A 12,596-nucleotide genomic window follows, 5' to 3' on the forward strand; every position below is an offset into this window, starting at 1 on the left:
CACGTGCGCGTCACCGCAATGCGCGCCCGCGCCCACCGCCTGCCCCTGCACCGGGCGTGGGACGGCGGAGTGGACCGCAACGACATCGTCGTGGTGGAGGTGGACACCGACACCGGCCTCACCGGAACGGGGTTCTCCTGGACCCCGCTCATCGGCGCCCGCTCGGTGCGCGCCCTCCTCGAAGACGACCTGCGGCCCGCCCTCCTGGGCGGGCCCGCCCACCCCTCCCGCTGGGACGAACTGCGCCGGCACCTGCGCGAGGCGGGCACCAGCGGCATCACCCTCATGGCCCTGGCCGCGGTCGACATCGCCCTGTGGGACCTGACGGCCAAGGCCGCCGGCCTGCCCCTGGTCGAACACCTGGGCAGACGCCGCACGACGGTCCCCGCCTACGGCAGCGGCGTCAACCTGGACTACCCCCTCACCGACCTCCAGGACCAGGTCCGCCGATGGCTGGCGGCCGGACACCGGGCCGTCAAGATCAAGGTCGGCTCCCCCGACCCCGCCCGCGACGCCGAACGCGTACGGGCGGTACGCACCCTCCTGGGCGCCGACGGCCTCCTCATGGTCGACGCCAACCAGCGCTGGGACGTGCCCGCCGCGGCCCGCGCCCTGACGGCACTGGCCGAGCACCGACCCCACTTCATCGAGGAACCGCTGCCCGCCGACGACCTGCGCTCCCACGTCCGGCTGCGATCGCGCACCCCCGTGCCCTTCGCCCTGGGCGAGAACCTGCGCACCGTCGAGGAGTTCGAACGCTACATCGACGCCGGGGTGTGCGACATCGCCCAGCCCAACGTCGTACGCGTGGGCGGCATCACCCCCTTCCTGCGCATCGCCGAGGCGGCCGACCGCCGGGGCGTCCCGGTCGCCCCCCACCTGCTGCCCGAACTGTCCGGGCAGCTGGCCCTGTGCCTGTCCCGACCCGCCATGGTCGAGGACATCGACCGCGCCTCCTTCGCAGACCTGGGGGCATTGGCCGCCCCCAGCGGCGTGCGGGTGGAGCGCGGAGCGCTGTCGGCGGACACCGGCCTCGGGCACGGTGTGGTGTTCGCCGACACGCTCAACCCCCTCCCCTAGCACCGGACGGGACGTGTCGCGGCGGACCGCCACGGTCCGCCGCGACACCCGGCACCAGGGCCACCGCCCGCCCCGGAGACCGGAGAAACCGTGGGAGGGTGAGGGCCGCTCAGCCCTCCTGATCAGCGGGTGAACCCGGCGCGACCAGCGGCGTAGAGCTGACCGCTGCTGTCGAGCCCCTCAGCGATGAAGAGGTTTTCGAGTTCGTCCCGGGTGGCTGGGGCGGGATCGTCGCGGCCGCAGTTCGGACAGGAGCGCACCGGGGTGCCGATGATGGCCTCGCAGTCACGGCACCGGATCCCCTGCCCCTCCAGGCGGAGCTGATCCACCCGCCGGTACAAGGCGGAGCGGCCCACACCTGAGCGGCCGCTCACCGGTTACCCGTCCTGTTGCCGGGTGTCCGGGAGCTCCCCGCGCTGAGCCGGCCACCACCCCTTCCCGGCTGGTCCCGCCCGGCTCCCGAAGGACGCCGACCGTCGGGGTCGAAGACGCGCGCCATCATCAGGGCGTTCCAGCGTCGGCTCATGAACCGGCTCATGAACACGCTGAGCTTGTTGAGGTTCCCGTCGATGACGGCCGGTCCGGGGCTGCGGCGCTCGAGGTGGCGCAGCGTGGTGGTGACGACATCCTCGGGCGTGCGCAGCTTCCCGGCGGTCAGCACTTCGGCATCCGGCCCCATCCCGGTGGTGAAGTCGGTGGCGGTGGCACCGGGCGAGACGGCGAACACGGTGAGGCCGGTGCCGCGCAGCTCCGTCCACAGTGACTCGGTGAAGCTGAGCACAAATGCCTTGGTGGCACTGTAGACGGCCATCCGGGGAGACGGGAGGTAGGCGGAAACACTGGCGAGGTTGATGACGAAGCCGTTGCCGGCGTTCACCATCTGGGGCAGGAACGCCGCGGTCAGCTGTACCGGCGCCATCGCGTGGACGGCGATCTCGGCGGTGAGCCGCCCAGGATCCGCGCCGGGGAACAGGGCGAACGAGCCGAACCCCGCCCCATTGATCAGGCTCGTGACCCGGATGCCCCGATCGGCGACCGCCTGGTGGAGTTCGTGTGCGGCGGACGGGTGAGAGAGATCCGCCGGGATCGCCTCGATACGGGCAGCTGTGGTGCGGCGCAGCTCGTCCGCCATCGAAGCCAGCCGCTCGGCGCGCCGGGCGACGATCACGAGGTTCGAACCGCGTGCGGCCAGGGCTTTGGCGAAGGCGGCTCCGATCCCGGAGCTGGCCCCGGTGAGCAGAACGGTCTGTGCGCGGTAGTCAACGGTCATGCGACCAGTCAACGGGTTCGACGGCGGCCCCGTCCAAGACCTGTTCCGCAACCCGTCATGCAGCTCCTGCATGACGGGCGGGACCTATCGGGCCGACAGCGCCGGAGATCAGGTGTGCCGGACGAGGAACCGCTTGGCGGACTCGACGAACTCCGCGACGAGGGGGCCGGTGTCCGCGGACCGGGTGGCGACGACGACCCGGCAGGGCTCGACCTCCTCGACCGGAACGGCGATCAGGCCGGGGCGGAGGGTGTGGCGCAGGTCGCCTGACGGAACGACGGCGACGGCGTTCCCCTCGGCGATGGCCTCGATCTTGTCATCGTAGGTATCGGCAAGGGTGGGGCCCAGCGGGGCGGGGACATCGCCCGGCCGGGGTTCGAGCCGCCAGAAAGCGGTCCAGTCGGCACCCGCACCGGTGCAGCCGACGAGCGGCTCCGCGGAGATGTCGGCGACCGTGACCGACTCCTTGCCTGCGAGGCGGTGGGACGCGGGCACGAGCAGGACCCGGGGCTCGGCGTAGAGGACCACAAGGTCAAGGCCGTCGGCCGGGATCGGCAGCGGTGTGCGGATGACCAGGGCGTCGACCTGCCGGGCGGGCAGGGCGCCGGCGTCCCGCGAGCCGAGGTGGCGGGTGCGGACGTGGGCGTCGGGACACCGGTGGCGCAGGTCGCGTACAGCGGGCGTGATGATCAGATCGTCGGCGTACCCGATGGTGACCGTGCGCGCCGGCGCGGCAGCGCGTGCGGTGAGCACCGCCTGCCGGGCGTCGTGCACCAGCCGCTGAGCCCGGGGAAGGAACGCCGCGCCGGCGGCGGTGAGCCGGCTGCCCTGGGTGGTGCGCTCCAGCAGGCGCACGCCGAGGGCGTTCTCCAGCCGCTGGATCTGACGGCTCAGGGAGGGCTGGGCGACCCGCAACTCCTCGGCGGCACGGGCGAAATTCAACTGCTCGGCGACGACGGTGAAGTACCGGACCAGCCGCAGATCCAGATCGGGAGGCATGCTCATGCCGCACAACCTATCCGTTATGCGATTCACGCATGACGAGGTACAGAACAGGCCGCCAAAAACGGACTGCTCGCCGGCCCCATGGCCGGCGCCGCCGCACGGGCCTTCGCCCAGGACGCCCTCTACCCCGTCCGCCTCGCCGCCAAGGACATCGCCCTGGCCACCACCACCGCCGACCTGCCCGTCCTCACCCGGGTGCACGCACTCCTGACCGCACACCCCGGCCTCGCCGACCGGGACCTGTCCGCCGTCCTCACCGGCTGACCACCCCTCAGGGGGCGGTGGGCGGCGCGGTGCTCTCCCGCGCCACCACCTCCCCCGGCACGGTCACCACCCGGAACTCCCCCTCATGGTCGGCGTCCAGGGCCAGCTCCGCGGCCTTCTCCCCCATCTCCTCCAACGGCAGCCGCACCGTTGTCAGCGCCGGCGTCAGATCACGCAGGGTCGGAATGTCGTCGAACCCCGCCACCGACAGGTCCTCGGGCACCTTCATCCCCAGATCCCGCAGAGCCGCCATCGCCCCCGTCGCCATCACGTCGTTCACCGCGAACAGACACGTCGCGTCCGTCCCCAGCGTCATCAGCCGCCGCGTGGACTCATACCCCCCGTCCCGCGTGAACGCCCCATGCATCACGTTGTTGTGGTCCAACGCGATCCCCGCCGCCGACAACGCCCCGTGGAACCCGTCCAACCGCTCCCGGGCCGTACGCAGATCACTGGGCCCGGCCAGGATCGCGAACCGGCGGTGCCCCAACCCCACCAGGTGCCGGGCCAGGGCCGCGGCCCCCGACGCGTTGTCGGGACTGACCGTGTCCGCCGGCAGCCCCGGCTGGGAAACGCACGCCACCCGCCCGCCCTGACGCCGGAACGCCTCGATCTCCCGGGCCAGCCGGGCGTTGCTCTCCTCATCGGTGGAACGCGACCCCACCAGGATCACCGCCTTGGCCCGGTGCGAACGCAGCGCCGCCAGCACCCGCCCCTCCTTCTGCACCGACCGGCCGGTGGTGCCCAGCACCAGCACCAGCCCCTGCTCCTCCGTGCACCGCGTCACCCCCGCCGCGATCGACGAGAAATAGGGGTCGGAGATGTCGTGCACCAGCAACCCCACCAGCGAACTGCTGTTACGCGCCAACGTCTGGGCCGAGGCGTTGGCCAGGTACCCCAACTGCTGCGCACTGGCCGTGACACGGTCCCGCAGCCGCTGGCTGACCTGCCGGGTACTGCCGTTGATGACCCTGGAGGCGGTCGCCAGGGAGACCCCGGCGTGCTCGGCCACCTGCTCCAGCGTTACGTAACCCGAGTCCACGCCCCTGGCCCTTCTCGTCCCACGTCCTGGAAAACTCTTTCCCAGCGTAGCCGAGCGGGCGGCGCCCCGACGCTGCACCGCCTCACCCCGCCCGGTCGACGCGCAACCGGTCACGCCAGGTCCCACGGGGCTCCCACCCCAGGTCCCGGCGGGCCTTGTCACTGGAGAACACCGCACGCCCGTCCGCCAGCGCACCGGCCACCGGCGCCGACCCCGGGTGCAGACGCGCCATCAACCCGTCCACCGGCCCCTCCGCCAACGGATCGGCCGCCACCGCGTTGTACACCCCGCCGTGCTCGACCCGCTCCGGGGCCTCCACCACACGCGCGAACAGATCCGCCGCATCGGCCGCGTCCACATAGTTGAACAGCGACACCCCCGCCAACTCCGGATCCGCCACCCGCTCGGCCATCGTGTGCCCCAACTGGGTGGGCGCCCCCTCCCACTCCTGCGGCGCCACCACGTACCCCGGCCGCACCGCGCACAGCACACAGTCCCCCGAGGTCCGCGCCAGCGCCCGCACCGCCTCCTCCACGATGAGCTTGCTCAGCCCGTAGGCGTGCCAGGGCGCCACCGGGTGCTCCTCGTCCAACGGCAGGTACCGGGGCCGCCACCCCGGGGTGTTGTAGCCGTACACCGTCGGACTGGAGGCGGCCACCGCCACCCGGGCACCGTGCTCCACCGCCGCACCCAGCACCGCCCAGGCCAGACCCGTGTTGACCTGGAGCGTCTCCACATCCGGACGCGCGAACGGCACCGCGATCCCGGCCAGGTGCACCACCGCCTCAGGACGCACCTCGGCGAAGACCCCCGACCGCGCCTCCGCGTCCAACAGGTCCGCCACCACCCCCCGCACCCCCGGCGGCCCCTCGGCCGGCGCCACGTCCACCGAGACCACCTCGTGGCCCCGGGCGGCCAGACCGGCCACGACACTGCGGCCCAGCCGCCCCGAACCTCCGGTGACGAGCACACGCATGCGGGTCTTCCCTCTCTCGTTCTTCGATTCCGCGTACATCCCGACGCACCGCTCAGGGCAGGGCGACCACGGCCGCCGCCAGGGCGTCCAGGTCCCCGGGGTGCCCGTCCACGACGGCGGTGCGCAGACACCTGGTCAGCTCCCCTCCCGCCGGGAGCGGCAACCGCTCCTCCCAGGCCAGCGCCGGACCCACCCCCGGGTACTCCCGCGCACGCACGAACCAGGGATCGGTGTGCCCGCCCGGCTGGTGGAACAGCAGCGTCCACGGCCCGCCCGCGTCCCCCTCCAAAGCCAGCCACCCCGCACGCGACCCGTGCAGCCCCTCCTCCCCCCGCACACCCTCCGGGCCCAGGACCCGGGGCGCCGAAGGGCCGATCGGGGCCCGCCAGAACAGCCCCCCGTACCCCGCCCCGGGACGGCCGTTGGTGGCCGGGCTGCCGATCGACAGGTCACGGCCGCCGGTGTTGCGCAGCGTGCACTCCAGGTCCAGCACCCACGCCGACCCGTCCAGGCCGCGGACCCGCCACCGGCGCTCCTCGCGCAGCAGCTCACCCCGCCCCGGACCGGTCCAGGACACCTCCTCCACCCACACGCCCCCCGGCCCGGCGACCGGGCCCCGCGAACTCTGGCGCCCGTGGTTGTCCAACATCACCGACCCCCGGTCCGGGGTGAAGGTGCGCCCGCCCCAGAACGACGTACCCGACACGTCCGGCACCGCCACCCCCACACCCAGGTGGTGGCGGTGGTCCTCGGGCACCACCTCGGTCACCACCACCCCGGCCCGGGTGCGCACCGGGTGCAGGTACGGGCGCGGCGACAGCCGCGGCTCCACACCCGCCCCGTCGTTCCACACCGCCACCGCCGCACCGGCCCCGCCGGGCGCCATCCTCGTCATGAACCCGCCTCCGCATCCACCCGCGCCCAGGGAACATCCAGCTCGCGGAACAGGGACAGGGACTCCGCGGCACGCGACACCAGGTCGGTGACACCGTCCACCGTCCGGTGGACCACCCCGTCCTCCTCCCACACCCGCTGGTGCTCCGGGCCGATCGGCACCGGATCGGGCCCGGTCCGCACCGCCTCCAACACGTGCATGAACCCCCGCGTCGCCCCCGGCGGCACCAGCAGCGGCGTCCCGTGCCGCAGATGGTCCACCAGGTCCGCCACCAGGTGGCGGCGCGGATGGGTCGCCGTCACCGGCGCCCGACCCGGCCGGTGCACACTCACCCGGTCCAGCGTGTACTCCAGCTCGATCCGCCCCCGCTCGCCGTGCACCAGCAGCCGCGGCGGGACCTCCGCCGGCGCGCACAGGCTCGTCGCCAGCACCACCGGCACCCCGCCCGCCGTGCGCAAACGCAGCGCCGAGGTGTCATCGCTCTCGATGGGATGCGCCCGGTACAGGTCCAGCTCGATGTCCGAGGGCGCGTGGGCCCCCTCGCCGACCAGCGCCAGCGCGGTGGCCGTCGCGTGCGCGAACGGGTTGGTGATCGCCCCGTCCACCACCTCGCGCCCGTCCAGGCGGCGCCGCCCCGCCCACGGCGCACGCCCGTAGTAGGCCGAGGTGCGCACCCACGCGGCCCAGCCGCCGATACCGCGCACCCGCCCCACCGCACCCTCGGCGATCAGGGCCCGCACCGCGTCCACCGCCGCCGACCCCAGGCTCTGGAACCCCACCTGGCAGGCCAGCCCGGAGGCGTCGACCGCCTCCACCAACCGGTCCAGCTCTGCCAGGGTCGCCGTGGTGGGCTTCTCCAACAGCACGTGCGAACCGTGCTCCAGAGCGGTCAGGGCCAACGGCAGGTGCGTGTGGATGGGGGTCACCAGCACGGTGACACGCGCACCGGTCCGCCCCAGGGCGGTGGCCAGGTCGTCGAAGAACGGCACCGCACCGTGCCCCTCCAGGTCGTCGCCCGCCGCCGGCGCGACCCGGTCGCACACCCCCGCCAGCCGCACCGTCCCGGCCTTGACCAGCGGCAGCAGCGAACGCAGGTGGGAGCGGCCGTGGCCGTGCAGGCCCACCAGCAGCAGCGGCACCGGGCCCGCGGCGCTCACGCGTCCTTCCCCGCGACCAGGTCGGCGACGCGCACCGGCGCCCCCGAGGCCATGGAGGCGTTCGCGGCCAGCCCCGTCAACAGCGCGTTGCCGCCGTCGGCGTGGTCGGGGCGGATGCCGTCGTCCAGCCGGCCCAGCAGCGCGTCGAGCATCGCGGTGTCGCCGCCGCCGTGGCCGCCTGTCCCCACCTCCACCGGGACCTCCTCGGGCTCGCTCCAGTGGCGGCGCAGCACCAGCCGCGAGACCGTGTCCTCCTTGGGGGCGGGCATGCCCCGCACCGGGTTGTCCTCGGTACGGCCCGCCACCGTGCGGTCGAACTCCACCATGTCCAGCTCCAGGCGGCCGCGGCTGCCGGTCACGGCCAGCCGGTACCCCTCCCAGGGGGCGTACGCGGTGAGGTGGTAGGTCAGACGGGCCCCGGTGTCGTAGCGCACCAGCACCGACATGTCGTCCTCGATGGTGATGCCGGGACCGAACACGTTGAGGTCGCGGCGGTAGCCGTCCTCGTGCTCGGCGTCCAGGTACAGGGCGCTCAGGTCGGGGCTGTCGGCCAGGTGCAGGGCGAAGGGGTCGGCGTCGGCGGCCGCCGAGCCGTGGCCGCGCTCGTAGTCGGCGGCCAGCCCGTGCCGGCGCCCGTTCTCCTCCCCGTAGAAGAACAGCCGCCCGGAGGCGAACACCTCCTCCGGACGCGCGGAGATCCACCAGTTCACCAGGTCGAAGTGGTGGCTGGCCTTGTGCACCAGCAGCCCCCCGGAGTTGGCCTTGTCCCGGTGCCAGCGGCGGAAGTAGTCGGCGCCGTGGCGCAGGTCCAGCATCCACTCGAAGTGGACCGAGCCGACCTCGCCGATCGCGCCCTGGGCGATGAGCTCGCGGACGCGGCGGTGCACCGGGTTGTAGCGGTAGTTGAAGCCGACGGTGACCCGGCCGCCGGTGCGCTCGCGCGCCTCCTCGATGCGGCGCAGCCCCTCCAGGTCGGTGGTCATGGGCTTCTCGGTGATGACGTCGGCGCCGTGCTCCAGGGCGGCGACGATGTAGTCGGCGTGGGTGTGGTCGACGGTGCACACGATCACCTCGTCCACGGCCTGCTCGGCGAGCATGCGGGAGAAGGCGTCGGCGGCGTAGGCGGGCACGGGGTCCAGGCCCGCCTCGGCGACGATCCGGTTGTGCACGGCCATGCGGGTGGCGTTGGTGTCGCACAGGGCGACGAGGGCTCCGTGGCGGCGGTGGGTGGCGGCCAGGGCCCGGGTGTACATCCGGGCCCGGGAACCCGTGCCGACGATCGCGTACCTGCGTTGCGTGGTGTGGTTCACACCAGGATGGTAAACGCTTTCCCATTGGAACCACAATGCCCGGGAGCGATCCCATGACCGAAACGGGTGGGGCGCACGGGGCGAACAAGGGGATGAAACGGGCACAAGGGGGCAGGAAGTTCCGGCCGAAACCCCGGCTCAGCGGGCGAACCGGAAGGTAACGATCCGGGCGGCGCTTGCCCCGCAAGGGGAAACCGGGCGTTGACACCCTTGTAACCCGGTGCTAGAAACTGAGCATCCTAATAGCTGGATAGCGCTTACCAACCCATAACCTGCGCTTTTCCGCAGTGTTCTCGGACACAGGGGCCATCGGCCCCGGTCCGCGCCCCTCCCCGATCAGATTGGCGGTCCGTGACCATGCACCCTGGTACGCGCGTCTCCACCTCACGGTCGGAGACCGCCCCCACAGGAGGCGGATCCCTGTGAGCGCGCTCCTCCAGCGCGGCACCCGCCCGGCGGCGGCGCCCGCGGCCCCCGCCGGCGGCGGCCGACGCGCCCCCAAAGGCGGCACCGGCCGCCGCAAGCGCGAGAACCTCGCCGCCTACGGCTTCCTCGCCCCCTGGTTCGTGGGCCTGGCCCTCATCACCGCCGGCCCCCTGCTGGCCTCGCTCTACTTCTCCTTCACCGACTACAACCTCATCGGCGACTACGAGTTCGTGGGCTGGGCCAACTACGAGCGGATGCTCGAGGACGCCCGCCTGCACAGCGCCCTGCGGGTCACCTTCGTCTACGTGTTCGTGTCGGTGCCCCTGCAGCTCGCACTCGCACTCGCCCTGGCGATGGTCCTGGACCGCGGCGTACGCGGCCTGGCCCTGTACCGGTCGGTGTACTACCTGCCCTCCCTGCTGGGCGGCAGCGTCGCCGTCGCCATCCTGTGGCGCCAGGTCTTCGGAGCCGAGGGCCTGGTCAACCAGGTACTGGCGTTCTTCGGCATCCAGGGCGAGGGCTGGGTCTCCCACCCCGACCACGCCCTGAGCACCCTCATCGTGCTGAACGTGTGGACGTTCGGCGCACCCATGGTCATCTTCCTGGCCGGGCTGCGCCAGATCCCCGCCATGTACTACGAGGCCGCCGCCGTGGACGGGGCCGGCAGACTGCACCGCTTCTGGCACATCACCGTCCCCATGCTCACCCCCATCATCTTCTTCAACCTGGTGCTGCAGATCATCAACGCCTTCCAGACCTTCACCCAGGCGTTCATCGTCAGCGGCGGCACCGGCGGCCCCTCCGACTCCACCCTCTTCTACACGCTCTACCTCTACCAACGGGGGTTCGGCGCGTTCGACATGGGCTACGCCTCGGCGATGGCCTGGCTCCTGCTGATGATCATCGGGGGATTCACCGCGGTGAACTTCCTCGCCTCCAAGTTCTGGGTCTTCTATGGCGACTGACACACGGCTCCCCGCCCGCCCCCGCGGCACCCGCGACCGCAACGACCGCATCCGGCGACTGCTCACCCACATCGGCCTGATCGGCTTCGGCCTGATCATGCTCTACCCGCTGCTGTGGATGCTGTCGAGCTCCTTCAAACCCACCGCCGAGATCTTCCGGGAACCGGGCCTGATCCCCTGGAACTTCACCCCGGAGAACTACAGCGAGGGCTGGAACGCCCTGCAGTACCCCTTCCACCACTACCTGCTGAACTCCGCGATCGTGGTGGGCGGCTCCATCGTCGGCAACCTCATCGGCTGCTCCATGGCCGCCTACGCCTTCGCCCGCCTGGAATTCCGCGGCAAGCGGCTCTTCTTCGCGATCATGCTGGCCACGATCATGCTGCCGATCCACGTCGTGATCGTCCCCCAGTACATCCTGTTCGCGGAACTGGACTGGATCAACACCTTCTACCCCGTCATCGTCCCCAAGCTGCTGGCCACCGACGGATTCTTCATCTTCCTCATGGTCCAGTTCATCCGCGGCCTGCCCCGCGACCTGGACGAGGCCGCCCGCATCGACGGCTGCGGACACGTGCGCATCTTCCTGCGCATCATCCTGCCCCTGTCGATGCCCGCCCTGGCCACCACCGCCATCTTCACCTTCATCTGGACCTGGAACGACTTCTTCAGCCAGCTGATCTTCCTCACCCGGCCCGACATGTACACGGTCCCGGTGGCGCTGCGCACCTTCGTCGACTCCAGCTCCCAGACCTCCTGGGGTCCCCTGTTCGCCATGTCCGTGGTGGCCCTGGGACCCGTGTTCGGATTCTTCCTCGCCGGCCAGCGCTACCTCGTCAAGGGCATCGCGACCACCGGCATCAAGTAGATATCGAGAGGACCCACCCCCTATGTCCCCCGTGAACAAGCGCCGCGCCCGCCGGCCACTGGCCCTGGCCGCCACCATGACAGCACTGGCCCTGGCCGCCACCGCCTGTGGAGGCGGAGGCTCCGAATCCGAGGACGGCGTCGTCGAACTGCGCTACTCCTGGTGGGGCGCCGACGACCGCCACTCCACCCTCCAGCAGGTCATCGACATCTTCGAGGCCCAGAACCCCGACATCCGGATCGTCGCGGACTACACCGACTGGGGCTCCTACTGGGACAAGCTCGCCACCGCCACCGCCGCCGACGACGCCCCCGACATCATGATGCAGGAGGAGCGCTACCTGCGCGAATACGGCGACCGCGGCGCCCTGGCCGACCTGTCGCAGATGGAAGGCCTGGACCTGTCCAAGATCGACCCGCTGGTCGCCGAGAGCGGCGACCTGGACGGCGCCACCTACGGCATCGCCAGCGGCGTCAACGCCTACACCATCCTGGCCGACCCCGAGGCGTTCGAGGCCGCCGGCGTGGAGATGCCCGACGACACCTCCTGGACCTGGGAGGACTACATCGAACTGTCCGCCGAGATCACCGAGGCCTCCGGCGGCGACATCGTCGGCACCCAGAGCATGGGCTACAACGAACAGGGCTTCCAGATCTTCGCCCGCCAGCGCGGCGAACGCCTCTACAACGAGGACGGCACCCTGGGCTTCTCCGAGCAGACCCTCGTCGAATGGTTCGAGCTCAACCAGGAACTCCTGGAGACCGGCGGCCAGCCCGAGGCGGCCCAGAGCGTGGAGATCGAGGCCGGCGGCCCCGACCAGTCCGTGCTCTCCACCGGCACCGGCGCCATGGCCCACTTCTGGACCAACCAGCTGGGCGGCATCACCGAGTCCTCCGGCCACGAGATCGAACTCCTGCGCTACCCCGGCGAGTCCACCGGCGAGCGCACCGGCATGTTCTTCAAGCCCGCCATGTTCTACTCCATCTCCGCCGGCTCCGAGCACCCCGAGGAGGCCGCCCGCTTCGTCGACTTCATGCTCAACAGCACCGACGCCGCCGAACTGATCCTGGCCGACCTGGGCCTGCCCGCCAACGTCGACGTCCGCGGCAGCATCCTCAGCTCCCTGCCCCCCGCCGACGAGCGCAGCGCCGTGTTCATGTCCGAGATCGAGGACGGCATCGTCGACGGCAACCCGCCGCCGCCCATCGGCGCCGGCCAGGTCGTGGAGATCACCAAGCGCGTCACCGACTCCCTCGCCTTCGGCGAACTCACCCCCGAGGAGGCCGCCCAGCAGTGGATCTCCGAGGTGGAGGCCGCCATCGGCGCCCAGTGACCCCC

The 12,596-nt window shown here is 71.8% G+C and carries 13 protein-coding genes; 5 read left to right on the forward strand and 8 right to left on the reverse strand.

Annotated features, from left to right (window positions below; translation table 11 throughout):
* Positions 1 to 3 precede the first annotated feature (3 nt).
* Positions 4 to 1,080, forward strand: a complete 1,077-nt coding sequence (locus K1J57_RS25555; RefSeq protein WP_220561274.1) for a mandelate racemase/muconate lactonizing enzyme family protein — start codon at positions 4 to 6, stop codon at positions 1,078 to 1,080.
* Between the two features lie 122 nt (positions 1,081 to 1,202).
* Here K1J57_RS25555 and K1J57_RS25560 read toward each other — a convergent pair whose 3' ends face one another.
* The 3 genes from K1J57_RS25560 to K1J57_RS25570 all read right to left on the reverse strand — a co-directional run bounded on the left by K1J57_RS25560 (position 1,203) and on the right by K1J57_RS25570 (position 3,355).
* Positions 1,203 to 1,409, reverse strand: coding sequence for a hypothetical protein (locus K1J57_RS25560; protein ID WP_220561275.1), 207 nt, complete (start codon positions 1,407 to 1,409; stop codon positions 1,203 to 1,205).
* 41 nt (positions 1,410 to 1,450) lie between these two features.
* Complete coding sequence (locus K1J57_RS25565) at positions 1,451 to 2,350, reverse strand: SDR family oxidoreductase (RefSeq protein WP_220561276.1); 900 nt, start codon at positions 2,348 to 2,350, stop codon at positions 1,451 to 1,453.
* Between the two features lie 108 nt (positions 2,351 to 2,458).
* Positions 2,459 to 3,355 carry a LysR family transcriptional regulator gene (locus K1J57_RS25570; RefSeq protein WP_255646590.1) on the reverse strand — a complete coding sequence of 299 codons (897 nt, stop codon included), beginning with the start codon at positions 3,353 to 3,355 and terminating at the stop codon, positions 2,459 to 2,461.
* Positions 3,356 to 3,436: 81 nt separating this feature from the next.
* Between K1J57_RS25570 and K1J57_RS25575 the strand changes: the two genes are divergently transcribed.
* Positions 3,437 to 3,619, forward strand: coding sequence for a hypothetical protein (locus K1J57_RS25575; RefSeq protein WP_220561277.1), 183 nt, complete (start codon positions 3,437 to 3,439; stop codon positions 3,617 to 3,619).
* 7 nt (positions 3,620 to 3,626) lie between these two features.
* On the opposite strand, the gene K1J57_RS25580 is transcribed toward K1J57_RS25575, so the two are convergent.
* The 5 genes from K1J57_RS25580 to K1J57_RS25600 form a co-directional block, all read right to left on the reverse strand.
* Entirely contained in the window at positions 3,627 to 4,661 is a 1,035-nt protein-coding gene (locus K1J57_RS25580; RefSeq protein ID WP_220561278.1) for a LacI family DNA-binding transcriptional regulator, read from the reverse strand.
* An 82-nt stretch (positions 4,662 to 4,743) separates the two neighbouring features.
* Positions 4,744 to 5,637, reverse strand: coding sequence for an NAD(P)-dependent oxidoreductase (locus K1J57_RS25585; RefSeq protein WP_220561279.1), 894 nt, complete (start codon positions 5,635 to 5,637; stop codon positions 4,744 to 4,746).
* Positions 5,638 to 5,689: 52 nt separating this feature from the next.
* Positions 5,690 to 6,532 (reverse strand): PmoA family protein, encoded by an 843-nt coding sequence (locus K1J57_RS25590; RefSeq protein WP_255646591.1) that lies wholly within the window; start codon positions 6,530 to 6,532, stop codon positions 5,690 to 5,692.
* Positions 6,529 to 7,689, reverse strand: a complete 1,161-nt coding sequence (locus K1J57_RS25595; RefSeq protein ID WP_255646592.1) for a Gfo/Idh/MocA family protein — start codon at positions 7,687 to 7,689, stop codon at positions 6,529 to 6,531. The genes K1J57_RS25590 and K1J57_RS25595 overlap by 4 nt, the downstream gene beginning before the upstream one ends.
* The gene (locus tag K1J57_RS25600) at positions 7,686 to 8,999 is read right to left on the reverse strand and encodes a Gfo/Idh/MocA family protein (RefSeq protein WP_220561280.1); all 1,314 of its coding nucleotides are present in this window, start codon (positions 8,997 to 8,999) and stop codon (positions 7,686 to 7,688) included. Before K1J57_RS25600 ends, K1J57_RS25595 begins: the two co-directional genes overlap by 4 nt.
* Positions 9,000 to 9,421: 422 nt before the next feature.
* Here K1J57_RS25600 and K1J57_RS25605 point away from each other — a divergent pair, with 422 nt between their 5' ends.
* The 3 genes from K1J57_RS25605 to K1J57_RS25615 are packed head-to-tail and all read left to right on the forward strand — an operon-like array spanning position 9,422 to position 12,591.
* A complete protein-coding gene (locus K1J57_RS25605; protein WP_220561281.1) occupies positions 9,422 to 10,390 on the forward strand; it encodes a carbohydrate ABC transporter permease in 969 nt (322 codons plus the stop codon).
* Positions 10,380 to 11,258, forward strand: a complete 879-nt coding sequence (locus K1J57_RS25610; protein WP_220561282.1) for a carbohydrate ABC transporter permease — start codon at positions 10,380 to 10,382, stop codon at positions 11,256 to 11,258. Before K1J57_RS25605 ends, K1J57_RS25610 begins: the two co-directional genes overlap by 11 nt.
* Positions 11,259 to 11,280: 22 nt before the next feature.
* Positions 11,281 to 12,591 carry an ABC transporter substrate-binding protein gene (locus tag K1J57_RS25615; protein ID WP_220561283.1) on the forward strand — a complete coding sequence of 437 codons (1,311 nt, stop codon included), beginning with the start codon at positions 11,281 to 11,283 and terminating at the stop codon, positions 12,589 to 12,591.
* Positions 12,592 to 12,596: the final 5 nt, after the last annotated feature.

It is taken from the genome of Nocardiopsis sp. MT53 (genome assembly GCF_019598965.1).
Taxonomy (GTDB): Bacteria; Actinomycetota; Actinomycetes; order Streptosporangiales; family Streptosporangiaceae; genus Nocardiopsis; species Nocardiopsis changdeensis.